This window comes from Ralstonia soli, assembly GCF_023955655.1.
Taxonomy (GTDB): domain Bacteria; phylum Pseudomonadota; class Gammaproteobacteria; order Burkholderiales; family Burkholderiaceae; genus Ralstonia; species Ralstonia soli.
Window position 1 is genome coordinate 18,287 of record NZ_JAMXHT010000012.1, and the last position, 25,243, is coordinate 43,529.

20 protein-coding genes are annotated in these 25,243 nt (G+C 66.9%); 10 read left to right on the forward strand and 10 right to left on the reverse strand.

Annotated features, from left to right (window positions below):
* Nucleotides 1-2 precede the first annotated feature (2 nt).
* From purE to NG900_RS25305, 4 genes are all read left to right on the forward strand, one after another.
* Nucleotides 3-509: a 5-(carboxyamino)imidazole ribonucleotide mutase gene (purE, locus tag NG900_RS25290; protein WP_252684933.1), complete on the forward strand. Its 507-nt coding sequence runs from the start codon at nucleotides 3-5 to the stop codon at nucleotides 507-509.
* Between the two features lie 28 nt (nucleotides 510-537).
* Entirely contained in the window at nucleotides 538-1,773 is a 1,236-nt protein-coding gene (locus tag NG900_RS25295) for a 5-(carboxyamino)imidazole ribonucleotide synthase (RefSeq protein WP_252684935.1), read from the forward strand.
* 14 nt (nucleotides 1,774-1,787) lie between these two features.
* On the forward strand, nucleotides 1,788-2,792 hold the full coding sequence (locus NG900_RS25300; protein WP_252684938.1) for an L-threonylcarbamoyladenylate synthase: 1,005 nt from the start codon (nucleotides 1,788-1,790) through the stop codon (nucleotides 2,790-2,792).
* 161 nt (nucleotides 2,793-2,953) lie between these two features.
* Nucleotides 2,954-3,994, forward strand: a complete 1,041-nt coding sequence (locus NG900_RS25305; RefSeq protein WP_252684940.1) for an SGNH/GDSL hydrolase family protein — start codon at nucleotides 2,954-2,956, stop codon at nucleotides 3,992-3,994.
* Nucleotides 3,995-4,093: 99 nt separating this feature from the next.
* Here NG900_RS25305 and mobB read toward each other — a convergent pair whose 3' ends face one another.
* From mobB to ku, 4 genes are all read right to left on the reverse strand, one after another.
* Complete coding sequence (gene mobB / locus NG900_RS25310) at nucleotides 4,094-4,621, reverse strand: molybdopterin-guanine dinucleotide biosynthesis protein B (RefSeq protein ID WP_252684942.1); 528 nt, start codon at nucleotides 4,619-4,621, stop codon at nucleotides 4,094-4,096.
* Nucleotides 4,618-6,156 (reverse strand): D-alanyl-D-alanine carboxypeptidase/D-alanyl-D-alanine endopeptidase, encoded by a 1,539-nt coding sequence (dacB, locus tag NG900_RS25315; protein WP_252684944.1) that lies wholly within the window; start codon nucleotides 6,154-6,156, stop codon nucleotides 4,618-4,620. Before dacB ends, mobB begins: the two co-directional genes overlap by 4 nt.
* A gap of 135 nt (nucleotides 6,157-6,291) precedes the next feature.
* Entirely contained in the window at nucleotides 6,292-8,874 is a 2,583-nt protein-coding gene (gene ligD, locus NG900_RS25320) for a DNA ligase D (protein ID WP_252684946.1), read from the reverse strand.
* Nucleotides 8,875-8,891: 17 nt separating this feature from the next.
* Nucleotides 8,892-9,803 carry a non-homologous end joining protein Ku gene (gene ku / locus NG900_RS25325; RefSeq protein WP_252684948.1) on the reverse strand — a complete coding sequence of 304 codons (912 nt, stop codon included), beginning with the start codon at nucleotides 9,801-9,803 and terminating at the stop codon, nucleotides 8,892-8,894.
* Nucleotides 9,804-9,961: 158 nt separating this feature from the next.
* Here ku and NG900_RS25330 point away from each other — a divergent pair, with 158 nt between their 5' ends.
* From NG900_RS25330 to NG900_RS25340, 3 genes are all read left to right on the forward strand, one after another.
* The gene (locus NG900_RS25330) at nucleotides 9,962-11,146 is read left to right on the forward strand and encodes an MFS transporter (RefSeq protein WP_252684950.1); all 1,185 of its coding nucleotides are present in this window, start codon (nucleotides 9,962-9,964) and stop codon (nucleotides 11,144-11,146) included.
* A gap of 200 nt (nucleotides 11,147-11,346) precedes the next feature.
* Nucleotides 11,347-11,736 carry a hypothetical protein gene (locus NG900_RS25335; RefSeq protein WP_252684952.1) on the forward strand — a complete coding sequence of 130 codons (390 nt, stop codon included), beginning with the start codon at nucleotides 11,347-11,349 and terminating at the stop codon, nucleotides 11,734-11,736.
* 77 nt (nucleotides 11,737-11,813) lie between these two features.
* Nucleotides 11,814-12,569: a hypothetical protein gene (locus NG900_RS25340; RefSeq protein ID WP_252684954.1), complete on the forward strand. Its 756-nt coding sequence runs from the start codon at nucleotides 11,814-11,816 to the stop codon at nucleotides 12,567-12,569.
* Between the two features lie 27 nt (nucleotides 12,570-12,596).
* On the opposite strand, the gene NG900_RS25345 is transcribed toward NG900_RS25340, so the two are convergent.
* A complete protein-coding gene (locus tag NG900_RS25345; RefSeq protein ID WP_252684956.1) occupies nucleotides 12,597-13,370 on the reverse strand; it encodes a DUF1045 domain-containing protein in 774 nt (257 codons plus the stop codon).
* 8 nt (nucleotides 13,371-13,378) lie between these two features.
* A complete protein-coding gene (locus NG900_RS25350) occupies nucleotides 13,379-14,554 on the reverse strand; it encodes an alpha-D-ribose 1-methylphosphonate 5-triphosphate diphosphatase (RefSeq protein ID WP_252684958.1) in 1,176 nt (391 codons plus the stop codon).
* A gap of 169 nt (nucleotides 14,555-14,723) precedes the next feature.
* Here NG900_RS25350 and NG900_RS25355 point away from each other — a divergent pair, with 169 nt between their 5' ends.
* Nucleotides 14,724-17,429 (forward strand): sensor domain-containing protein, encoded by a 2,706-nt coding sequence (locus NG900_RS25355; RefSeq protein WP_252684960.1) that lies wholly within the window; start codon nucleotides 14,724-14,726, stop codon nucleotides 17,427-17,429.
* Nucleotides 17,430-17,568: 139 nt separating this feature from the next.
* A complete protein-coding gene (locus tag NG900_RS25360) occupies nucleotides 17,569-18,981 on the forward strand; it encodes a methyl-accepting chemotaxis protein (RefSeq protein ID WP_252684962.1) in 1,413 nt (470 codons plus the stop codon).
* Between the two features lie 452 nt (nucleotides 18,982-19,433).
* On the opposite strand, the gene NG900_RS25365 is transcribed toward NG900_RS25360, so the two are convergent.
* From NG900_RS25365 to NG900_RS25380, 4 genes are all read right to left on the reverse strand, one after another.
* On the reverse strand, nucleotides 19,434-20,747 hold the full coding sequence (locus NG900_RS25365) for an MFS transporter (RefSeq protein WP_252684964.1): 1,314 nt from the start codon (nucleotides 20,745-20,747) through the stop codon (nucleotides 19,434-19,436).
* A 181-nt stretch (nucleotides 20,748-20,928) separates the two neighbouring features.
* On the reverse strand, nucleotides 20,929-22,275 hold the full coding sequence (locus tag NG900_RS25370; RefSeq protein ID WP_252684966.1) for an amidase: 1,347 nt from the start codon (nucleotides 22,273-22,275) through the stop codon (nucleotides 20,929-20,931).
* Nucleotides 22,276-22,302: 27 nt separating this feature from the next.
* On the reverse strand, nucleotides 22,303-22,980 hold the full coding sequence (locus NG900_RS25375) for a DUF2848 domain-containing protein (RefSeq protein ID WP_252684968.1): 678 nt from the start codon (nucleotides 22,978-22,980) through the stop codon (nucleotides 22,303-22,305).
* A 48-nt stretch (nucleotides 22,981-23,028) separates the two neighbouring features.
* Nucleotides 23,029-23,730 carry a GntR family transcriptional regulator gene (locus tag NG900_RS25380; protein ID WP_252685008.1) on the reverse strand — a complete coding sequence of 234 codons (702 nt, stop codon included), beginning with the start codon at nucleotides 23,728-23,730 and terminating at the stop codon, nucleotides 23,029-23,031.
* Between the two features lie 185 nt (nucleotides 23,731-23,915).
* Between NG900_RS25380 and NG900_RS25385 the strand changes: the two genes are divergently transcribed.
* Nucleotides 23,916-25,193: a flavin-dependent oxidoreductase gene (locus tag NG900_RS25385; protein WP_252684970.1), complete on the forward strand. Its 1,278-nt coding sequence runs from the start codon at nucleotides 23,916-23,918 to the stop codon at nucleotides 25,191-25,193.
* The last annotated feature ends 50 nt before the right edge of the window (nucleotides 25,194-25,243 follow it).

Consider the following 25,243-nt stretch of genomic DNA (forward strand, 5'->3'; position numbering starts at 1 on the left):
CGATGACTGCACAATCCGCTCCGCTCGTTGGCGTGGTGATGGGCTCCAATTCCGACTGGGAAATCATGCGCCACGCCGTGGACATGCTGACCCAGTTCGGTATTCCGTTTGAGGCGCAGGTCGTCTCGGCGCACCGCATGCCGGACGACATGTTCCGCTACGCCGAAGCCGCACGCGGCCGGGGTTTGCGCGCCATCATCGCCGGTGCCGGCGGGGCGGCGCACCTGCCGGGCATGATCGCCGCCAAGACGATCGTGCCGGTGTTCGGTGTGCCGGTGCCGTCCAAGTACCTGCGCGGCGAAGACTCGCTGCTTTCCATCGTGCAGATGCCCAAGGGCATTCCGGTGTCGACGTTCGCCATCGGCGAGGCGGGTGCGGCCAACGCGGCACTGGCTGCCATTGCCACCATTGCCACCACCGACTCGGCGCTGGCCGACAAGCTCGAAGCCTTCCGCGCGCAGCAGACCGAAGTCGCGCGCGGCATGAAGCTGCCGGTCCATGGGGCCTAAGGTGCTCAAGCAACAGACGACCCCATTCATGGCCGACGACCTGAACCCGCGCCTGGCGCAAGCCCACACGGCGGAATCCCGCGCGCTGAACGTTCCCAACGCGATCCTGCCCGATGCCTGGCTGGGCATGCTGGGCGGCGGCCAACTCGGCCGCATGTTCACGCACGCCGCGCAGGCGATGGGCTACAAGGTCTGCGTGCTCGACCCGGACCCGAACAGCCCCGCCGGCACGATTGCCGAGCGCCATCTGTGCGCCGGCTACACCGATGAAGCCGCACTGGCGGAGATGGCCGCGCTGTGCCCGGCGGTGACCACGGAATTCGAGAACGTGCCCGCGGTTGCGCTCGATCGCCTGGAGCAGCTGGGCGCATTCGTCGCGCCGCGCGCCAACTGCGTGTCGATCGCCCAAAACCGCATCGCCGAGAAGAAGTTCTTCGCGCTGTGCGCCGCACGCACCGGCATTCACCCGGCCCCGAGCTGGGTGATTGAGCATGAAGCCGACATCGAGCAACTGCCCGCCGACCTGCTGCCCGGCATCCTGAAGATCGCCCGCATGGGCTATGACGGCAAGGGCCAGGCGCGCGTTTCCACCGTTGAAGAACTGCGCGCCGCCTGGGGTGCCATGCAGCACGTGCCGTGCGTGCTCGAGAAGATGCTGCCGCTGGCCTACGAGGTGTCCGTGCTGGCCGCCCGCGCCGCCGACGGCACCACGGCGACGTGGCCGCTGGCCGAGAACGAGCACCGTGACGGCATCCTGTTCTCGACGATCATGCCGTCGCGCAGCGTGTCGGACGACATCGCCACGCGCACCCGCGCCGCTGCAGCGATGATCGCCGAAGAGATGGGCTACGTCGGCGTGCTGTGCGTCGAGTTTTTCGTGCTGCAGGACGGCTCGCTCGTCGCCAACGAAATGGCGCCGCGCCCGCACAACTCCGGCCACATCACCATGGATGTGTGCGAGACCAGCCAGTTCGAGCAGCAGGTGCGTGCCATGGCCCGCCTGCCGCTGGGCAGCACGCGCCAGCATTCGCCGGGACGCATGCTCAACGTGCTCGGCGACGTGTGGTTCGAGTACGGCCTCGAGCGCACGCCCGCGTGGCACGAGGTGATGGGCCACAGTGGCGCCAAGGTCCATCTGTACGGCAAGGCCGATGCACGCCCGGGCCGCAAGATGGGTCACGTGAACTGCGTCGGCACCTCGCCGGAAGTGGTGGACGAAGCCTTCCGCCACGCCGCACACGTGCTCGGGCTGCAGCCGGAGTAACCACGAGCATCGCCATGCACAAGTCGACCACGCCCACCGTCATGCCGTCGCGCCAACGCCTCGACGAGGCTGCGCGCGCGCTGGAAGCGGGCGAGCTGGTCGCCTTCCCGACCGAGACCGTCTACGGCCTCGGCGCTGATGCGGAGAACCCGCAGGCCATCGCCAAGATCTACGCCGCCAAAGGCCGTCCGTCCAATCACCCCGTGATCGTGCATGTGGTGGATGGGGCGGACATCTCTTACTGGGCCGATGAGGTGCCCGGCATCGCGCTGCAACTGATCGAAGCGTTTTGGCCCGGTCCGCTGACGTTGATTCTGAAGCGCGCCCCGCATATCCCGGCCGCCGTGGCGGGCGGTCAGGACAGCATCGGGCTGCGTTGCCCGTCGCACCCGGTGGCGCAGGCGCTGCTCTCGCGCTTCAAGCGTGGGCGCGGCGGCATTGCGGCACCGTCGGCCAACAAGTTCGGCCAGGTCAGCCCGACCACCGCGCAGCACGTGCGTGACGAATTCGGCGATGCCGTGTTCGTGCTCGAAGGCGATGGCGTGGACGTTGGCATCGAATCGACCATTGTCGATCTCTCTCGTCTGGATCAAGGGATCGGTCCCGTGCTGCTGCGCCCGGGTGCCATCACGCCCGAAGACATCGAGCGCGTGACGGGCGAGTTACCCGCGCTGCCTGATGCCGCTGCACCGCGCGCGTCCGGCACGTTGAAGGCGCACTACGCGCCGCGCACGCCGCTGTATCTGTTGTCTGCCGCCGACGTGCCTGCGCGCGTGGCCGCACTGCCGGCCGGCAAGCGTGTTGTCTGGCTCGGCGCACCTGTGGCGCTGCCCGCAGGCTGCGACCAACGCGTCGCGCCTGCCACGCCCGCCGCTTACGCCAACGCGTTGTATGCGCTCCTGCGCGAACTCGATCGCGGTGGCTATGACGCCATCTGGGTGGAAACCCTGGCTGACACGCCCGCCTGGGCGGCCGTCAACGACCGCCTGCGTCGCGCCGCCGCCGCGTTCGCGGCTTAGTTCGAGTCAGGCCTCTAATTCTTCCGGGTCGCCCGTTCGTCGAACGGCTGTCTACCTCGCTACACTGGGTCGTTGTGTCGTTCCGCGTGCTTCAAACGCGCGCAGTGAGTCGCGTACCGCGGCACCACAGACCAAAAAAATTTCCACACGGGAGACAGACCATGAAGTTGCGTCAATGGATGGGCGTCGCATCGGCGGCCCTCGCCTTGGGCCTGACCGCTTGCGGCGGCGAATCCGATCAGAGCGGTAACAGCAACATTGCCAAGGTGCAGCGCATGGTGGTGTTCGGCGACAGCCTGAGCGACGCTGGCACCTACACGCCGGCAGCGGCGGCCGTGGGTGGGGGCAAGTTCACCACCAACCCGGGCCCGGTGTGGGCGGAAACCGTGGCCACGCAGCTGGGTATGTCGCTCACGCCCGCCGTGATGGGCTACGCCAACTCCGTGCAGACCTGTCCGAAACCCGGTTGCTTCGACTACGCACAGGGCGGTTCGCGTGTGACCGATCCGAACGGCATTGGCCACAATAACGGCGCCGGTGCGCTCACGTATCCGGTCAAGCAGCAGCTCGCCAACTTCTACGCAGCCAGCAACAACACGTTCAATGGCAGCAGCGATCTGGTGTTCGTGTTCGGCGGCAACAACGACATTTTCTATTGGGCCGCCGCCGTGGCGACACCCAATTCAGGTGTGACGCCGGCTATTGCCACGGCGCAGGTCCAGCAGGCCGCGACTGACTTGGTCGGCTACATCAAGGACATGATCAGCAAGAACGCCACGCAGCTCTACGTGTTCAACCTGCCCGACAGCAGCCTGACCCCGCAGGGTGTGGCAGGCGGTGTGGCAGGGCAGGCGCTGCTGCATGCGCTGGTGGGTACGTTCAACACCACGCTGCAGACCGGTCTGGCCGGCACGACGGCTCGCGTGATCGACTTCAACTCGCAGTTGACCGCCGTGATCCAGAACGGCGCAATGTTCGGGTTCAGCAACACCAGCGTCCCGGCCTGCGATGCGAACAAGATCAACGCACTGGTGCCGGGCGCTGGCGGCAGCTCGCTGTTCTGCTCGGCCAACACGCTGGTCGCCGCGGGTGCAGATACGTCGTACCTGTTCGCGGACGGCGTGCACCCGACCACGGGTGGCCATCGCCTGATCTCGAGCAACGTGCTGCAGCGTCTGCTGGCAGACAACCTGGTTCACTGATCCGGCTAGCACCGCACCCAAACAAAACGCCCGCGCAAGCGGGCGTTTTTATTTCCTGTGATTGCTCGCCTCCTTGATGGCTGAGCCGCCAAGCGTGCCTCATGTTGGCGCGTGAGCCAGATGCTGCACGGCAAACCGGTACACCGCATCCACATCGTTCAGATCCAGCACCGCCACGCCTTCGGGCGGGTGCACGGCATCGGGCGCATCGGTAGCGACCGCCACCACGCCGCCAATCTCCGGCCACAGCGGTGTGCGGCCCAGCGATGGCCGGAACACTTCGATCTTCGGAAAGGTGCTGCGCTTGTAGCCTTCCACGATGACGAGGTCGGTGCCGGGCGAGAGCAGCGCGAGCACGTCGGCCAACTCGGGCTCGCGGGCGTGGGCGTATTCGCGCATCAGGACGAGGCGCTCGCCACCCACCAGCACGACTTCCGCGCTGCCGGCTTCGCGCATGCGGTACGAATCCTTGCCGGGCGAGTCGAGGTCAAAGCCGTGATGCGTGTGCTTGATGGCGGCCACGCGGCGTCCGTCTTGTACGAAGCGCGCGATGAGTTGCTCGATGAGCGTGGTCTTGCCGCTGCCCGACGTGCCCGTGATGCCCAACAGTGCCGTATGTGTGTTCATCGTTGTGCGCCCTGATAGATCCATTGCAAGAGTGCGTCGTGCGCTGCCTGGCCGGCACCGGCGTTCGGGTGGTTGATCATGCTGACCACCACGAAGCGCTGGCCGCCTTCGCCTTCCACATAGCCGGCGATGGCGCGTACGTCATTGAGCGTGCCGGTCTTGATCTCGGCGTTGCCGGCCACACCGGCGCGCGTGAGGCGATTGCGCATGGTGCCATCCACGCCGACCACCGGCAACGCATCGCGCAGCACGCTGCCGTTCGGGTTGGCATCGGCCTGCTGCAGCAGGCGCCCCATGTTGCGCGCGCTGATGCGCTCCACGCGCGACAGGCCGGAGCCATTCTCGAGCACCAGCTCGGGCATCGTCAGGTTCTGCTTGGCGAGCCAGCGGTTGATGACGTCGGTCGATTGCCGCACCGATGCGGGCTTGCGGCCGATCTCCGCGCCGATGGTCAGGAAGAGCTGGCGCGCCATCACGTTGTTCGAATACTTGTCGATGTCGTGCACGACCTCCGACAGCGGCGGGCCGTAGTGTGTAGCCAGGAGCACGGCTTGGCGCGGTACCTTACCCTCGCGCAGGCCCGGGGTGAAGCGCGTCGTGCCGCCGGCTTGCTGCCACAGCGCCAGGAAGCCGCCCCAGATGAAGTCGGCATGCGTGAGCGCGGCGATGTTGAACACGCGCTCGCCGCACGCAGCGGCATAGCGGCCGTCAAAGCTGGCAAGCACGTGGCCGTCGGTCTGCGTGGCGATGTTGGCGCCGGACGATGTCTTCCAATCGCCGCAGCCGCCGCGCGTGGTGCGCAGCTGGTTGTCGATCTGCAACTGCGCCAGCGGCGGCGACACGTCGATGTTGACCCCGCCGTTGCCCGCATCGGGCGACAGCGTGAACGTGAGCGTCTTGAACGAATACAGCAGCGCGTCGGGCGCCACGTTGTAGGCGCGTGCGCTGTCGCCATCGAGCGGCGGCGCTTCCGACAGCCCGCTCTCGAAGTAGGTGCGATCCAGCACGATGTTGCCGGCCAGTTCGTCCACACCGGCGCGGCGCACATCGGTCACGAGCTTCACGAGCTCTTCCGGAATCAGCTTCGGATCGCCCTGGCCGCGCAGATAGAGATTGCCGTTGAGCGTGCCGTTGACGGGCTGGCTATCAGCATAGGCCGTGGTCTTCCAGCGGAAGTCCGGACCGAGCAGATCGAGCCCGGCAAAGGTCGTCAGCAGCTTCATGGTCGACGCCGGGTTCATTCCGGTGTCGGCATTCCATTGCAGGATGGGCGCGGCGGTGCCGGTGCGGATCACGAACACGCTTACTGCATCGAGCGGAATATGCGCACGGGCAAACGCGAGCGCCACGTTGGCGGGCAGCCCGGCGGGATTCTGCGCAGCTTGGCGCATCTGCGCTGCCGTGGCATGCGGCGCGGCGTGCGCTTTGGCCTTCTTGGCGTGGGCGAGCGGCGTGGCCGCAACGGCGAGGAGCACCGCGCAGGCAAGTGCGCTACGCGGCAGGTTCAGCAAACGGGTGGGACGAATTCGGGCCATCGGCGGGGCAGGGTGGGGCACACACGCGTGCGCCAAGTGCGGACGCAGGCATGTTAACGCAGCGGCCCCCCGCTCCGGCCGACAAGCAATGGCGGGTTCACCGCCCAATTCGTTGGGAATCGTCAGGTGTGACGCTTAAGTATCGAGGCCGATGCGCTTGCGCATCGCGGCCGTGACGGATTGACGCGTGCCGCTGTAATCCGCCCACGGGTCGCCCTTGAGCTTGTCCAGCCGATCCGGCAGCGTGCGCAGCGTCCACTGGGCGGAAGACTGCAGCCCTTCCAGCTCGTCATGGCGGATCGGCACCGACACCGGCAGCCCCGTGCGTGCGCGCACCGAATATGCCGCCACCGTGCTCGCGCCGCGGTTGTTGCGCAGATAGTCGATGAAGATTTTCCCCACGCGGTTCTGTGGGCCCATCTTGGCGACGAAGCGGTCGGGGAAGGTCGCGGCCATGTGTTGCACAACGGCTTGTGCGAACGCCTTGAGCGCATCCCAGTCGGCAGATTCGCGACGTGTGAGCGGCACCACCACATGCAGGCCGTGCCCGCCGCTGGTCTTCAGGAAAGCCTGCAGACCCAGTTCATCGAGCAACGCAAGCGTGAGCTGCGTGGCCTCGATCACGCGCACGAAGGGCAATGCGGGGTCGGGGTCGATATCGAAGATGATGCGGTCGGGTTGTTCGATGCGATCGGCCAGCGCATTCCAGGTGTGCAGCTCCACCGTGCCCATCTGCACCGCGCCGACCAGCGCCTCGGCCGAGTTGATGGCCAGCAGCGATGGATGGCCAGGGTCAAGCGCCGGATCGAGCTGCGTGATGCCAGGCAGTTTCAGCGCGGCTGCGTGCTTCTGGAAGAAGCGCTCGCCGTCGATGCCGTCGGGGGCCCGCACGAGCGACGTGGGCCGGTTGCGCAGATGCGGCAGCATCCACTCGGCTACGCTCGCGTAGTACCGCGCGAGATCAGCCTTGGTGGTGCCGCTGGCCTTCTCGATGACGCGGTCCGGGTGCGTGATGTCCACGCCTGCGATGCGCTCGGCGCCGGGGCGGACCCTGCGTTCGGAAGCCTTCACGGCGTGGGTCTCCTTGCGGTGGGCGCTGCTTGGCGGCTTGGCTTTCTCGCGCACGATGTTGCGCGCGGGCTTGTCGTCGCGCAAGCCCTGGAACACGGCCTGGCGCACGATGCCTTCGCGCGTCCATTCGGCAAAGGCGATCTCGGCCACGCGCTCCGGCCTGACCCATTGCACATCGCGCGCGTCCGCGCCCACGGGCGGGTTGGCAAACGGCGGTGTGTCGATTGTCAGGCCGTTGAGCTCATGATGCAGGGCGTGCAGGCTGGTCTCGTTGAAGCCGGTGCCGACGCGGCCCGCGTAGCGCAGCTTGCCTGCGTCGTCATACACACCGAGCAGCAGCGCGCCAAAGCCGCTGCGGCTGCCCTTGGGCGCGCTGTAGCCGCCGATCACGAACTCCTGCCGCTGCCCGCACTTGAGCTTGATCCACGCGGGGCTGCGGCCGGCGCGGTAGGGCGCGTCCGCGCGCTTGCCGATCACGCCTTCGAGCGACATGCTGCACGCCGAGGCCAGCAGGTCTTCGGCCGGCGCATTGAAGGTGCCCGAGAACAGTACCGCCTCGCGATCGAGCTCGCCCGGCGCCGCGTCGAGAATGCGCTGCAGCAGCGCGCGTCGCTCGTGCAGCGGCACGCCGCGCAAGTCCATGCCGTTGCAGAACGGAATGTCGAACAGGTAGTAGACGATGCGTTCGGCATGCGCGGTTTCGAACGCGTTCTGCAGCGCCTGGAAGTCGGGCACGCCGCGCTCGCCCATCACCACGACCTCGCCGTCGAGCCACGCTTCGTGCAGGCCGAGCGCATGCAGGGTGCGCGCCTGGCGCGGCAGCTTCGCCGTCCAGTCCCGGCCGTTGCGGCTGAACAGTCGCACTGTGTTGCCATCGATGCGCGCCAGGATGCGGTAGCCGTCGAACTTGACCTCGTAGTCCCATTCGCCGTGCGCGGGCGGCGCATCGACCAGCGTGGCGAGCTGCGGCTCCAGCGTGTTCGGCAACGCCTCCGGAACGGCACCTTCGGGTGGCTGGACTTGCGTGGGTTCGGCGTGATCGGGCTGGCGGTTTTTCTTGGCCTTGGCGCCGACGTTCTCGCCGCTGATCACGCTGGCGGGCAGCGCCTGTGTCACGTCATAGTCGCTCGATGGCCGCACCTGGTCGTCGCGTTCCTTGATGAGCAGCCACTGCTCCTTCGGGTGCTTTCCGCTGCCATGCAGGTGCGTGCGGACCAGTGCCCACGCACCGTGCAGCTTCTCGCCGTCGAGGTCGAACTTGAGCTTGCCGTCGCGGTAGGCCTTGCGTGGGTCGCCGTGCGGGCGCCAGATGCCGCGGTCCCACACGATCACGTCGCCGCCGCCGTATTGGCCCTCGGGGATGTGGCCCTCGAAATCGGCATAGTCGAGCGGGTGGTCTTCAACGTGCACGGCGAGGCGCTTGTCCGCCGGGTCCAGGCTCGGGCCCTTCGGGATGGCCCAGCTCTTGAGCGTGCCGTCGAGTTCGAGCCGGAAGTCGTAATGCAGCCGCGTGGCGTCATGCTTCTGGATCACGAAGTGCAGGGCGCCGTTGGCGTGGCGCTCATCGGCCTTGCGGCGGGCGCCGGCGGGCTCCTGTGTTTGCGTGAAATCGCGTTTGCGGCGGTAGTCGGCGAGATGGCGTGGCATGCATCACCTCCGTCGGGTCAGGCGCGCTTGCGGGCGGCCGTTTTGCGCGCGGACTTGGCCGCCGTCTTGCGCGGCGCACGCTTGCGTGGCGTGGGCGCGTCTTCTTCCGCGCTCGGTGCTTCTTTGCCCTTGCCGCGCTTGGCGAGGCTTTGCCGCAGCAGGTCCGTCAGGTCGATCACGTTGTCGGTGCGCGGTGCCGCGCGCTCGGCTTCCAGCGGCTCGACCGACTCCGTGCGGCCTTCGCGCACCTTGCGATCGACCAGCGCGAGGATGTCGTCGCGGAAGGTGTCGTGATACTCGGCAGGGTCCCACGTGCCGCTCATGTCGTCGATCAGCTTTTCGGCCATGTCGATCTCCTTGGCCGTCAGCTTGGCGACCTTGGCGCCCTCGGTGGGCACGTCCAGCTCGGACCAGTCGCGCACCTCGTTGGACCACCGCAGCGTATGCAGCACCAGCACCGGCCCCAGCGGAATCAGCGCCGCCAGATGCTGCTTGGTGTGCAGCACCACGTTGGCCACGCCGATCTTCTGCGAGCGCGTCAGCGCCTCGCGCAGCAGCGCATAGACCTTCTCGCCGCGCCGGTCGGGTGCGAGAAAGTACGGCGTGTCGAGATAGAGAAACGGAATCTCTGACGCATCCACGAAGGTCAGCAGATCCACTGTTTGCGTGGAGACCGGGTTGGCGGCGCGGATGTCGTCGTCGGTCAGGATCACATAGCGGTCCTTCTCGTAGGCATAGCCGCGCACGATCTGCTCGCGTGGCACTTCCTTGCCGGTGGCCTTGTTGATGCGCTTGTAGCCGACGCGGTCCATGGTGCGGCGGTCGAGCCAGTCGAAATCGAGGTCGTCGCTGCGGGTGGCCGGATAGAGCGCCACCGGAATGTGGACGAGGCCGAAACTGACGGCACCTTTCCAGATCACGCGGGGCATGACGGGTCTCCCGAATGCATTGGATGCCCGTGTGGTGACGCAAGCGGCATACCCGCGCGGCGCGCTGCCCGCGTCATACGTTCTTCAGGCTGACGCGGTAGCATGGTGCCTTTGCGGCGCAACGGGGTTGCGCCGCGCGTGTTTCATCAACCTTCTTCATGTCTTCCGAATACGTTCAGTCTGCCGGTACCTTGCAGCCACGCCGGCTTCCCCTGTCGGCCCGCGCGGCGACGATGGCGCTTTTTTTCGTCAACGGCGCAACGTTTGCGACGTGGGGCATCCACATCCCGACGGTGAAGGCGCGCTTCGGGTTGTCCGAGGCATCGTTGTCGTTGGCGATGTTCATGGTGGCCGCGGGGGCCATCCTTTCGATCAAATTTGTGGGCCGCTGGGTGGCGCGCGTCGGCACACAGCACGCCAGCATGCGGGGCGGCATCGCGTTCAGCGCAATGCTCGCGCTGATCATGCTGATGCCGACCTACCCGGTGTTGCTGGTGGCGCTGTTTTTGTTCGGCGTCAGCACCGTGGGGTTTGACGTGGCCATCAATGCGCAGGCCACCACGGTGGAGGCTCGCCATCACAAGCCCATCATTTCATCGCTGCACGGCATGTTCAGCCTCGGCGGCATGGTCGGCGCCGCCCTGGGTGGCGTGTTACTGGAACTGGGTGTGTCTGCGGCCGCGCATTGCGGCGGCATGGCGCTGGTGTTGATCGCGACGACGCTGTGCGCGGGGCCGTTCATGCTGCCCGATCACGTGCATGCGGAAGGCGAACCCGCACACCCGACCACCGGCCGAACGCTGCTCATGCTCGGTCTGCTGGCTTTCTTGGGTCTGCTGGGGGAAGGCGCGATGTACGACTGGACGACCGTGTACATGCGTGAGATCGCGCAATCGCCCGAGGCTGTTGCCAGCGCGGGCTATGCGGCGTTCTCCGGCGGCATGGCGCTGGCCCGATTCGGCGGTGATTTTGCGCGCGGACGCTGGGGCAACATGCGCGTGCTGGGCGCCAGCGGTGTGCTGGCCACGGGCGGCATCCTCCTCGCGCTGTTGTGGCCCGCGCCCGCGGCCGTGCTGGCAGGCTTTGCGCTGATGGGCGTGGGCGCGGCCAACATGGTGCCGATCTTCTTTATCACCGCGTCGCGCCTGCCCGGCGTGCCGGCGGCGGAGGGTATTGCCGCGGTGGCGCGCTTTGCCTACGTGGGTTTGCTGATCGGCCCGGTCATCATCGGGTTGATTGCGCATCACTCTGATCTGCGCTGGGGGCTGTCGGTGGTGGCGCTGACCATGGTGTTGATTGCGGTGACGGGGCCGCGGGCGATCCGCCTGCCGGAACATCGTTAAACGGCGGTCATTTGCTTAAAAAATATGCAGTTGCTGTGCGTTGACTTTCCTGTGCGCTTGCCATAGCTTACGACGAGGAGAGGGGGTTTCCCGGTGCCACCGCCACGAGACAAGCGTGAGGAGGCATCGGGATGCGTTCAAAACGAGGCTGCTCCATTGATTTGATCAGCCCAAACGACCCATAGGAAAGGAGCTTCAAGATGCCGTACAAACGTCTCACCCTCGTGGCAGCGGTCGCTGTCGTGGCAGCCATCAGCGGCATGGCCCACGCGCAGACCGACAAGAAGTTCGACCCCTACACCCAGGGCGCCAAGGCGGGCGACAAGTTCGATCCGTACACCCAAGGCGCAAAGGCCGGCGACAAGTTCGACCCGTACTCGCAAGGCGCCAACAAGAACGACAGCACCGCCAGCGCACTCAACCCGGGCGCGCAGCCGGCCAATGTCGAGAAGGGCAAGTACGATCCGTACACCCAGGGCGCGAAGGCCGGCGACAAGTTCGACCCGTACACCCAGGGAGCGAAGAGCAAGGACCCGTACACCGACGGTGCCAAGGCCACGGACCCGTACACCGACGGCGCGAAGAAGTAAGCGTGCGATCGGGTTTCACGAAGACGCCGGTGCATTTCCCAATGCATCGGCGTTTTTCTTTCTGGCGGTGCGCCGCGATGGTGCTCGCGGTGGCCCTGCCGCTGCCCGGCCATGCTGCGGGCTTGTGTACCGCGCCGTGGGTACACGACGGCAGCCGCGTGCGATTGGACGGCAACGGCAAGACGCCGATGATCGTCGAATTCACGCTGCATGACGTTAGCCGCGACATGCAGGACGGCTGCGAGATCGGCCTGCACATCTATGCCAAGTCGGGCCTGGTGGCACTCGGCGGCCGCCCGATCGAGACGGTGCAGGAGCACCAGTTGCTGGTGGATGAGGCGGGCGTCGTCACGCGGGTCGTGAGCATCAACGGCAAGGTGTTTGCGCAAAGCGAACATACCGATCTGGTGGGTACCGTGAGCACGGCCATCTCGGGCATGTTCCTGTATGGCGCCGGCCTGGCGCCCGAAGCCGAAATGCTGCCGGGCGATACGTACGAATCGAGCTTCGATTTCGATGTGGTGTCGCCACGGCTGGGGATCTCCGTGGGGCGCATGCGGGCCGAGCACGCCAAGGTGGAGGTGTCCGAGCGCGAGGTGGGTCCGCCGCAGACGATGAACACGGTGGTGGGCGAGCTGCAGTGCCGGCCCATCCGCTACACGCGCACGGCCCGGTTGGGCGTGCTGCAACTGGGCAATGAAACACTGGAGCCCGATCCGACCGTCGCGCACATCACCGATTGGTATTGCCCGGAAGCGGGCGTGGTGATGCGCCAGGAGGTCGAGCAGCACGGCCAGACGCAGGTGATCGACGTGGTCGAGCTCAAGCGCTAGTGCGCGCTCCCATCTTTCCCTAGCTTGTCACGCCTGCGCGGCGTCGAAATGTTCGATGCCTCCGTCAAAGCGGTAGACCCGCACAACGTTGAATGGCGCCTCCGGTGCAGGCTGCGAGAACAGTGCGATGTGGTCGACGGGCATGGCCGCCGGCAGCACCACACGGCTGGCTTCCAGGGCCCGATAGCACGCGAGCTGCTCGGCATGTCCGAGCCGCCCCGTGAGCGTGATGTGGAACGTGAACGTGCCGAACACATACGGATAACCCCAGCGCAGCAGATGGCGCTCCTGTGCATCCGACAGACCGGCGCGGCGGCGGCGTGCCAGTTCGGTGGCAGGCGGCGGCGCGCGGAAGGCGTCGAATTCGCTCACGCAGGCATCTGCGAACCGGTGCAGCGCATCACGGGCCGGGTCGCCGTGACGCAGGCGCCAGGCCAGGAAACCACGCAAGGTCTGCAGGGCCGGTTCGATGGTGAAGGCCTGCTGCTGCGGGGCGAACTGGCGCAGCGCGGCGTCCAGCTCGTCGACGGTGCGGTCGGCAGCCAAGCGGAACGGCGGCTTGAACGTGGCATGCAGGCCGTACTGGCGCGGGGCTTCGGTCCAATGGTCGAGCGTGACGAGGTCGATGCCGGCTTCGCGCACGAACGGCTCGCGCTGATCTGCGGGGATGGTTTGGTTGGTCCGCGCGCAGCGGCCCAGCCAGCTGGAACCGAGCCCATACCAGGGCTCGGGCGGCAGCAGGTAGAGCGCGTATCGCCAGGCCGCGGGTATCGGGGGCAGCACGGGTGGCAACGTGTCCATGCGGAGGCTCAGCCGATCAGCGGGAGGTGGCCGGTGGCGTGGCGCAGCCGCCCGCCCACCACGGTGGCCACCACGCGCGGCAGGCCGGGGCGGTGGTCGTCGACCACGATGGCATCGGCGCGCAGGCCGGCGGCGAGCGTACCGCGGTCGGACAGCCCCGCTGCTTCGGCCGGGTTGGCGGCCACCAGCGCCCACGCCTGCGCCAGCGGCGCCACGCCCCGGTCGACCAGCTTGAACGGGGCGGCCAGCAGGGCGGGGTAGTAATAGTCGGACGCCAGCACCGTGCCGACACCCGCCGCTACCATGGCTGTGGCATCGGGCGCGCCGTTGTGGCTGCCGCCGCGCAGCACGTTGGGCGCGCCGAAGACGATGTGCCCGCCGTGCGCACGCGCGGCGTGGGCCACCGCCTCGGTCAGCGGGAATTCGGTCACGGTGCAGCCGTGCGCGTGGAAGGCGTTGCGCGTGGCCACATCCGGCTCGTCGTGCGAGGCCATGCAGATGCCGCGTTGCAGCGCTGCGCGCGCGAGCGTGCCGGTCACCGTGTCGATCTTGCCGGCGTTGAGTGCGGCGCTGTTCAGGCGCGCGAGGAAGGTTTCGACGTCGCACTCGGCGCGGTCGGCGTATTGTGCGAGCTTGCGCGTGTCGCCCAGCTTGTCGCGCATGATCGGCAGGTGGTCGTTGAACGACAGGAAGTGCACGCGGCCGGCGTGCATCCAGGCCAGCGCATCGGCCACGCCGTCGGCATGGTGCAGTTCGAAGCGCAAGTGCATCAAGTGCTGGGCACCCAGGTGCGGACGCATGGCGTCGAGCGTGTCGAGCATGCGCAGGGCATAGGCGTGGCCGCGCAGGCCGCCTTCCCATGAATACGTTACGCCGTGAAATTCGGTGGTGATGCCGTTGGCAAGCAATTGGCTGTCCACATCCGCCAGCGCGGTTTCGTAGGGAAAGGCAACGCCGGGGCGTGGCATGACGGCGCGCTCGAAGGCATCGCCATGCAGATCGACGATGCCGGGCAGGACGAGGAGGTTGCCGCAGTCGATCATGCCGCGCGTCGGGTTGGCATCACATGTTGCGATGCGCCCATCGCGGAACTGCACGGCGGTTTCAGCCAGACCTTCGGGCAGCAGGGTACGGTGCGAAACCAGCCCGGCCACGTGGCCGACGGAAGACGAAAACGATTGCATGGTGCCAACTCGCGGCGTGCGCGCCGTGGAAGAGGAGCGGGCATTGTCTCGCAACTGGCGTGCCGGCCGATGTGACATTGGTCATTCGCCCCACTCTGAAGTAGGGAAAACCTCCGGACGCCTCAACTTTCCCGACACGATGGTCGATATCGATAAAAACAGGCCTGATATGGACGCCACCTCCACCGAGCGGCCTGACCCCGAACCGGACGTGACCACCGGGGCGCGGCCGCTCCCGCTCGCTGACGACCGCTACGAGGCGCTCGTCCGGCAAATGCCGGACGCGCTGTACATCGTGGCGGACGACATCATCGTTTTCATCAACGAGGCGGGCGTTCGGCTGTTTGGTGCGCAGAGCGCGCGCGATATCGTGGGCCGCGAGCTGGACGAGTTCGTGCACGACAAGTCGCTGCATCTTGCCCGCCAGCGCCGTGGGTGGATGGTCGACCATGGCGCCGGCCTGCCGCCCGTCGAGCAGACCTTACTGCGCTGTGATGGCACACCGGTCGAGGTGGAGGTGCTTTCCGCACCGGTGCAGCTCGGCTGGCGCACCGCCATCCAGGTGGTGGCGCGCGACATCACCCAGCGCAAGCAGGCCGAACAGGCCCTGCGCGAATCCGAAGCCAACTACCGCGCGCTGGCCGCCGAAACCGCCCGCGCCAAGGAACTGCTGCGCTGTGAAAAGACGGTGCTCGAGCTCAGCTCGCGCAACGTGCCGATGCACGATCTGCTGGCGGAGGTGTGCCGCCTGGTCGAAACGCTGCTCGACGACGGCGCGGTGTGCTCCGTGCTGCTGTCCGGCGACGGCGAGCACGTGACGCAGGCGGTGGCGCCGTCGCTGCCGTACATGCTGTCGCAGGTGCTGATCGGCTCGGCGATCGGGCCGGCGCACGGCTCGTGCGGCACGGCCATGTACCTGAACAAGCGCGTGGTGGTGGAAGACATCGGCGCCGACCCGCTGTGGGACGACTACCGCGACATCGTCGCGCCGCTGGGGCTGCGCGCCTGCTGGTCCACGCCCATCCGCGGCGACAACGCGCAGATGATCGGCGCGATGGGCGTCTACTACGACACCCCGCGCGCGCCCACGCGTGACGCCATGGACCTGCTCGACGGCATCACCGATATCGTCGGCGTGGCGGTCCAGAAGGCCCGCATCGCGCGCGACCTGCAGGAGAGCGAGGAGCGCTACCGCCTGGCGGTCGACAACCTGACCGAGGGCATCCTCGTGCAGGCCGACGACGGAACCATCCTGGCGTGCAACCCGAGTGCGCGGCGCATCCTGCGGGCGGGCAATCTGTCGCCCGTGGGCGATAGCCACCTGACGCTGATGCGCCGCTCGCTGCGCGAAGACGGCAGCGAGATCCCGTTTGAAGAGCGCCCCACACGCGTGGTGCTGCGGACCGGCCGCCCGCTGCTGGGCCTGACGGTCGGCCTGGAGCTGGTGGACGGCGACGTGGTGTGGGTGCACGAGAACGTGCTGCCCATCGTGCGCGCCGGCGACGACACGCCGTCGGCCGTGCTCATCTCGTTCAACGACATCGGGCCCGCACGCGCGCAGCAGCAGCAGCTCACCTTCCTCGCGCAGCGCGATGGCCTTACCGGCCTGTACAACCGCGCGTTCTTCTCGCAGCGCATGCAGGTGGTGATGGAGCAGGCCGCCAGCGAGGGGCGCCAGGTGGCCGTGCTGTTCCTCGATCTGGACGGCTTCAAGAAGGTGAACGACACTGCCGGCCACGAAGCGGGGGACCACCTGCTGCGCATCGTCGCGCAGCGCCTGTCGGCCTGCGTGCGCCAGAACGACACGCTGGCGCGGCTGGGCGGCGACGAGTTCGTCGTGCTGCTCGACCACGTGCGCTCGCTCTCCGAGGCCGAGCGGCTGGCCAAGCGCATCGTCCACGCGATCGCGCAGCCGTTTTCGATTGGCGGTACCGAGTACTACCTCGGCGCATCGATCGGCATTGCGGTGTACCCCGAACATGGTGAAGACGCCGCCACGCTGCTGCGCTGTGCCGACGCCGCCATGTACCACGCCAAGCAGAACGGCCGCAACCAGCACCGCGTGTACACCGCGCGCCTGTCGCAGCGCGCGCAGCGGCGCTTCCTGCTCGAATACCACCTGCGCCGCGCACTGGCGGCGGATGAACTGTCGCTGCGTTTCCAGCCCATCGTCGATGCCACATCGATGGGCATCGTCGGCGCCGAGGTACTGTTGCGCTGGAGCAGTGCCGAACTGGGCGAGGTGTCGCCTGCGGAGTTCATCCCTGTGGCTGAAGACTCGGGGCTTATCGGCGACATCGGCGAGTGGGTGCTGGCGCAGGCCTGCCACCAGGCCGCGCAGTGGCGCGCCACCTGCATGCCGGATTTCTTCGTGGCCGTGAACCTGTCGCCGCGCCAGTTTGGCGAGGGGCTGGTGCCGACCATCTCGCGATGCCTGACCGAGGCCGGCCTGCCCGCCAGCGCGCTGGAGATGGAGATCACCGAAGGCCTGCTCATGCGCGACACGGCTGCGGTGATGCCCGTGCTCGATGCGCTCACGGCGCTGGGCATCCGTATCTCGATCGACGATTTCGGCACCGGGTATTCGTCGCTGTCGTACCTGCAGCGCTTCCCGATCGACAACCTGAAGGTGGACCGCTCGTTCGTCTCGGGCATTCCGCGCCACCGGGATTCGGTGGTGATCTCGCGCGCGGTGGTGGCGATGGCCGCGTCGCTGGACATGACGGTCACAGCCGAGGGTGTCGAGACACTCGAACAGGCGGAGTTCCTGCAGGCGGCCGGCTGCGACAAGCTGCAAGGCTTCCTGTTCGGCCCGCCCATGACGGCCGCTGCCTACGAGGCACGGCTGCGCCGCGACCACGCCGCACAGGACTAGCCCCGGCGTAATGCCCGCGTAAGTCTGCGCGCGTAGCGTGTCTCAAGCGTGCATTCGCGCGCGCCGATATGCCCCATAGAGGGTTGCCCCGCCACCACGGCGAGGGCGCACACAACAACGACACCTGGAGACACCGCACGTGAAGCCATTTGCCTGGGGCCGTGGCCCCAAAGCCTCTTCCGAACTTGTTGCCCGTATTGCCGAAGAGGCCGGCCGCGTGGGCATGGGCATCTGCGAGGTGTCCGGCAACGTGGAGGACGTGGCCGTGCGCCTGCGCCGCCAGGCCGACGTGTTCGACCAGCTGCGCAATGCCGCCGACGTCACCATGCGCGGCAATCACGACATTGCCGTGGCCGCACGCCATGCGCGGGAAGTGGCGTCGCATGCGAGTGAAGAGGTGAGCGGCTCGCGCGCCACGGTCGATGCCTCGCTGCGCGATATCCGCGAACTCACCGTGGGCGTGGCCAGCATGGAGCAGCAGATTGCCGCCCTGCGCGAGGCGCTGGTGCAGGTGGCGCAGGCTTCCGAGCAGATCTCGCAGATTGCCAAGCAGACCAACCTGCTGGCCATCAACGCCGCCATCGAGGCCGCCCGCGCGGGCGAATCGGGCCGCAGCTTTGCGGTGGTGGCGGGTGCCGTCAAACAGCTCGCCGGCCAGACCGCCGAAGCCACGCGGCGCATTGAAACCACGCTGGCCGATCTGTCCGGCCAGACGGAAAAACTCATCGGCGACAGCAGCGCGAACGTGGCACGCGCGCAGCGCGTGGACTCAGGCACGCAGGCCATCGGGGCGGTGATCGGTGTGGCGGGAGACGCCATCGCGCGCTTTGATGTCGAAGCCACCAGCATTGCCGAATCCACTGCCGCTATCGAAGGCGAATGCGCCTCGCTCGCGCGCGAGGTGGACGCGATGGCCGAGGGGGTCAAGCAATCGAGCCACAACATCGACAGTGCGCAGCAGCAGTTGTCGGGGTTGCTGGGGGCGTCGGAAACGCTGATCCGGCTGACAGCCTCCACCGGTGTGGAAAGCGCAGATACCCCGTTCATCAACGCAGTGCAGAGCACGGCGGCCAAGATTGGGACGCTGTTCGAATCGGCGCTGGCGCGGGGGGACATCAACGAGGGCGACCTGTTTGACCGCGCGTACGAGACGGTGCCGGACACCAATCCGACGCAGCACATTACGCGCTTTACGGCGTTCACCGATCGGGTGCTGCCGGCGCTGCAGGAGCCGCTGTTGGAACTGGATGCGCGTGTGGTCTTCTGTGCGGCGGTGGACAACAACGGTTACCTGCCCACGCACAACCTGAAGTTCTCTCAGCCACAGGGGAGTGATCCGACGTGGAATGCGGCGAACAGCCGCCAGCGGCGCATGTTTGCCGACCGCACCGGCTTGGGCGCCGCGCGCAATACGGAAGCCTTCCTGCTCCAGACCTATCGGCGTGATATGGGGAACGGCACGTTCGCGATGATGAAGGATGTGTCGGCGCCTATTTTTGTGAAGGGGCGACACTGGGGCGGCCTGCGGATGGGGTACAAGGTCGCGGCGTAGGGTTCCGAACGGGGTGGATGGCGTTCGGAACGTAGTCCGTGGCGTTCGGAACCCGATGCGTTGCGTTCTGAACGTCAGACGTCGGGGTTCGGAACTTTGAGGAGTGGGGTTTGGAACGCCGCGGGTGGGGTTGGGAACCTTGCTGGCGGGGTGGGATGCGGTTGGATTGATGCTGGTGGTGCATCCCTTGTTTCTCCCCCTGCCGGGGGCGACTCACTTTCTTTGTCTTGCCAAAGAAAGTCAGCAAAGAAAGGCGCGCCCGAGATGGCGAAAGACTCCTTGAATTTCCGTAACCCGGCGGAGACGGGGAAAACTCGCTGCGCTCAGACAGTTCCCCGTCTTGTTTCCGCCCGCTTACGAAAATTCAAGGCGCCATCTAGGGCAGGGTACGGCCAAACCATCGTGGTGCATGTGTTGGGGCCACGATGGTTTCTTGGGGTCGAGGGGCGTGCTCAGTGCTTGCGCGTGCCTAGGATGACCAACACGGCTGCGCCGAGCTCCAGCACCGCTACGAAGTACAGGCCGGCCGACAGGTGGCCGGTGCTGGTCTTCAGCCAGCCGATCATGTACGGTGCGACGAAGCCTGCCAGGTTGCCGATCGAGTTGATGAGCGCGATGCCGCCTGCGGCTGCCGTGCCGGCCAGGAACACGGCCGGGATCGACCAGAACACCGGGAACGCGGCCAGGATGCCGATGGCCGCCACCGTGAGGGCAACCAGCGCGAGCACCGGCGTGCCGAGCGTTGCCCCCGTTGCCACGAGGCCGGCGCTGGCGATGAGCGCGGCAATGGCGCAGTGCATGCGACGCTCACCCGTGCGATCGGAATGCGCGCCGTTCCACACCATCGCAATCGTGCCGGCAATGAACGGAATGGCACTGATCAGCCCGATCTGGAAGTTGCCCTGAACACCGAGCTCCTTGATGATCGACGGCGTCCAGAATGCGATGGTGGCGTTGCCGCTGACCACGCAGAAGTAGATCGCGGCGCAGATCCACACGCGGACGTTGGCGAGTGCGGCGCCAAACGAGGCGTGCTTGGCCGGGTCGCGGTTCTCTACCTCAACGGCCTGGATGACGGCATCTTGCTCGGCGGCGGAGAGCCACTTTGCCTGGCGCGGCGTTTCCGGCAGCCACGCGAGCACGGCAAAGCCGGCCAGCACCGAGGGAATGCCTTCGAGCAGGAACAGCCACTGCCAGTTGGCCAGGTGGCCGACGCCTTCCATGCGGCTCATGATGAAGCCCGCAACCGGGCCACCCACCACGCCTGCGATCGCAAACGAGGTCATGAACAGGCCGTTGATGCGCGCACGGTGCGCGGACGGGAACCAGTACGTCAGGTACAGCACCACGCCCGGAAAGAACCCCGCCTCGAAGATGCCCAGCAGGAAGCGCATCACGTAGAACGAGGTCGGCGTCTTCACGTAGATCATCGCCATCGAGGCCAGGCCCCACAGGATGGTGATGCGCGCGAGCGTCTTGCGGGCGCCGATCTTTTCCAGCAGCAGGTTGCTCGGCACTTCAAACAGGAAGTAGCCGATGAAGAAGATGCCGGCGCCCAGGCCGTACACCGCTTCGCTGAACTGCAGGTCTTGCAGCATCGACAGCTTGGCGAAGCCGACGTTGACGCGGTCGATCCAGGCAAGGATGAACAGCACCACCAGGAACGGCACCAGCCGATACGCAATGCGGCGGTAGGTGACATCCAGATCGGTGCTGTGGGGTGGGCTGCCTGCGGGTTTGGCAGGCAGGGCTTGCGCTTGAGACATGGTTTCCTCCAGTAGCGTGAGAGCTTGCCTGCGCTTCGTTGTGCCGCTTTGTGGTACGAAGCGCAGGCATGAGTTGAGCCGGGCGCGTCTGTTGCGCGCCTTGTTTCGTGGTGAATCGTGGTGAATGAAGCGAACCGCCTGCGTGGCCCGGATGCAGGCGGAGAAGGTTCGTGTTAGCCGATCAACGCAGTGCAGCCTCCACCGCCCGGCCGACACGCAGGATGCGCGCGTCGTCGCCCGCGAGACCGCAGAGCGACAGGCCGACCGGCAGCTCGCCGGTGGCGTGGACGGGCAGCGTCAGCGCGCAGCCGTCCAGGAAGTTGATCACGCTGGGGTTGCGCAGCGTGAGCGCATTGGTGCGGAAGAACTGCGCGTCGTCGGCTTCGAGCGGGGCGACTTCCGGCGGCACGATCGCCACGGTCGGCATCAGCCATGCATCGATGTTGCCGAGGCGCTTGCGTGCGGCGGCAATCATGCGTGCGCGTGCGTCCAGCACGTCGATGTACGCGGCAGCGCCCATCTGCTCGCCGCGGCGGATGCGGGCGGCCACGCGCTGGTCGTACTGCGCTTCGGCGCGTGCCAGCAGCGGACGGTGCCATGCCCACGCCTCGGCCGCCGTGAGGCCACCACCGCCGTTGATCTCGGGCAATTGCAGCAGCTCGGGGAATTCAAACCGCACAACGTGTGCGCCGGCGCGCTCGAGCGTTTCCACCGCGCGCTGGAACGCCTTGGCGACCGTGTCATCGAGGTCCGCGCCCACGTAGTCTTGCGTGACGCCAAAGCGCAGCCCGGCCAGCGGCACGGCGTCAGTGTCGAGCGTTTCTCCACTCAGGACGGCGTCGACGATGGCGCAGCAGTCGACCGAGTTGGCGAGCGGCCCGCCCGAATCGAGCGAGGTGGACAGCGGCACGCCGCCCGCCATCGGTACGCGGCGTGCGGTGGGCTTGAAACCCGTCAGGTTGCAGAAGGCGGACGGAATGCGGATCGAACCGCCCGTATCGGTGCCCAGTGCCGCCACGGCCATGCCACCCGCCACGGTGACGGCGCCGCCCGAGGTGGAGCCACCTGCCGCGCGCGCACCATCTGCCGGCGTGCGCGGTGTGCCGTAGTGCGGGTTCAGGCCGAGGCCCGAGAACGCGAACTCGCTCATGTTGGTGCGGCCGAGCAGCACCGCACCCGCCGCGCGCAGGCGCGCCACGGCAGCGGCATCGGCGGTGGCGGGTGGCTGATCGGCCAGCGCGCGCGAGCCGGCGGCCGTCACCTGGCCCGCCACGTCGAACAGATCCTTGATCGACACCGGCAGCCCCGCCAGCAGCGACGGCACGTTGCCGGCTGCACGTGCAGCGTCGGCGGCGCGTGCCATGGCCAGTGCGGCTTGCACGTCGATGCTCACATAGGCGGTGCCACCGGCGGTGCGGTGCGACTGGGCACGTTCCAGCGCGGCTTCGGTCAGCGCGACGCTGGTGATGCGGCCGGCAGCCAGATCAGCGGCCAGCGTGCGGATCATGTTCGGGCGGGGCGTCATCATGCGGAGATCTCCGTTGGGTGGGGCGCTTCAGCCTTCAACAGGCAGGGTGTCGACAGCATACTGATGGCGCAATTCGCTACCGGATACCGGATCAATCAACGCCATATCGAAAGCCTCGCCAAAACCGAGCTCACCGATGATCGGCTGCGTGCCGCAGAACATGGCAGTGCCAACGGGGAGCGTGTCAGCGCCGGTGTAGCGGCGGATCAGGTCGCGCGGGTCGAGCATGCGCGTCACGCTGCCTTCCTGGTACAGCGCGGTCTGGCCGTCGCGGGTGCGCCAGGTCTTCATCTGCAGGCTGTCCCAGTGATCGGCCAGCGCTTCGAAGCGCCATACGTCGCGGCTTACGGGCTTGGCGCACATCTGCTTGGACACCGTCACGCCATAGGCTTCGACCTTGCGATCGGTGTGGTCCGAGCCGATGCCGACCAGCAGGCCCATCGGCGTGGAATACAGCACGAACTCGGCTTCGCCCGACGAATCGGCGCCGGGAATCTCCACGCGCGCATCGGTGGTCAGCAGCGAATGCGACACGCGATAGAAGCACGGCACACGCGCCGGGCGCGCCACGCCGATCGCTTCGAGTTCTGCGATGTGGTGTTCAACGGCTTCGGCATCGCGGCCGGTCCAGCCGGCAATGACGAGGTGGTCCACGGTCACGTCGATGGGGCCGTGGTCGATGAGGTTCAGGTGCAGCGTGGTCATGCGGTATCCGGAAGAAGCGGGGAAAAACGAACGAAGGGGAAGTCGGGATCAGAGCGTGCGGATGATCGTGCGGCGGAATTCGTCGATGTGCTCGCGGATGGCCTCGCGCGCGGCGGGCACGTCGCGGCGTTCCAGCGCATCGAGCACGGCGAGGTGTTCGTCGTACACGTTCTGCAGGTGTTGCGGCTCCGACAGCGAGAGGAACCAGAAACGCGCCTGCTTTTCATGCAGGCCGCGCAGCAGCTCGGCCAGCACGCGGTTGCGCGAGGCGGCCGAGATGGCGAGGTGGAATTTGAGGTCGAGCGCGGCGAGTGCGGCAATGTCGCGGTGCGCGATCAGCGCGGGCGACGCATCAACGATGGCGCGCATGGCCTCGAAGTCGGCCGGGTGGGCGCGCTCGGCGGCCAGCGTCACGCAGAGGATCTCATTGGTGGCGCGCACCTCGATCATGTCGAGCACGTCGTTGAGCGAGAGCGGCGTCACCAGCACGCCCTTGCGCGGCAGGATCTGCACCAGCCCCTCGACCTCCAGCCGATGCAGCGCCTGGTGGATCGGCGTGCGGCCCAGGCCCAGCAGCGTGCCGAGCTGCGCTTCGTTGAGCGGCTCGCCGGGGCGGAATTCGCACGCCATGATGCGGCGCTTGATCTCGGCATAGGCGAGTTCGCGCATGGCGGCGCCCTTGGGGGCGTGCGCGGAGGGCTCCGCGGCGAAGGGCGCGGCGGCAGATACCAGTTGGATCGGGCGCTTGATCGACGACATGAGAGGGGCTTTGAATCTCGTAAAAGTCGAGTGATGGTATTGTGATATCTCACAGGGCGTCAAGAGAACAAAACCTCCCATGCGGGGGCAATCGTCTAGGGATTTGCCCTGAGATGGATCAGGCTGGACGGCCCGGAAAGTTGTTATAGACTGCAACAAATTTCACGGAGACAGCCATGAAGATCGCCATCATCGGGGCGGGTATCGGCGGGCTCACGCTCGCGCTGATGGCGCAGCGCCAGGGCTTCGAGGTCGAGGTGTGGGAGGCGGTGCAGACATTGCGGCCGCTGGGCGTGGGTATCAACCTGCTGCCCCACGCGGCCCGGCAGTTGTGCGAGCTCGGGCTGGAAGACACGCTCGGCGCGCTGGCGATCCGCACTTCGGCACTGGCCTACTACAACCGCTTTGGCCAGCCGATCTGGCATGAGCCGCGCGGTTTGGCGGCGGGTTATGACTGGCCGCAGTTCTCTATCCACCGCGGCGAATTCCAGATGGCGCTGGCCGACGCCGTGGCCGAGCGGCTCGGTGCCGATTGCATCCGCCTGGGCCACAGTTTTGAGGCCGTCCAATCGACGGGAGAGCAGGGCGCCCCCGTGCGTTTCACGTTGCGAGACCGTTCGAATGACACCCTCGTCGAATCGTCAGCCGATGTGCTGATCGGCGCGGACGGCATCCACTCCGCCGTGCGCCGGCACTTCTATCCGGCGGGCGATGTGCCGCGCTTTGCCGGCCGCATGCTGTGGCGCGCCGTCACCGAGGCCGAACCGTATCTCGATGGCCGCACGATGTTCATGGCCGGCCATCAGGATCAGAAGTTTGTGGCGTATCCGATCTCCGAGCCGCTGCGCCAGCAGGGCCGCTCTCGCATCAACTGGATTGCCGAGCTGCGCGTGCCCGACGAGGCACCGCCGCGCAGCGACTGGAACCGCGAGGTCGACCGCGCCATCTTCCGCAGCGCCTTCGCCGACTGGAAATGGGACTGGATCGATATCCCCGCGCTGATTGATGGCGCCCAGGCGGTATATGAGTTCCCGCTGGTCGACAAGGACCCGCTGCCGCGCTGGACCTTCGGCCGTGTCACGCTGCTGGGCGATGCCGGGCATCCGATGTACCCGATCGGCTCGAACGGCAGCGCGCAGGCGATTCTCGATGCGCGTGCGCTCATCGACTGCCTGCTCACCACGCGCGACATCGGCATCGCGCTGCGCGAATACGAAGCCGCTCGCCTGCCGCGCACCGCCGGCATCGTGCTGCGCAATCGCCTGAACGGGCCGGAGCAGGTCATGCAGCTCGCGCATGAACGCGCGCCGCAAGGCTTTGCCAGCATCGACGACGTGATCCCGCGCGCCGAGCTGGAAGGCATTGCGATGCGCTATAAGAAGTTGGCCGGTTTCGATCCGCAGTCGCTGCGCGATCAGCCGCCCATGCCGGGGCAGATGCGCGTGCCGGCGTGAGCCATTCCGAAGTACAGACAAACGACAAGAGAAACGAGGAGAGGAGCCCC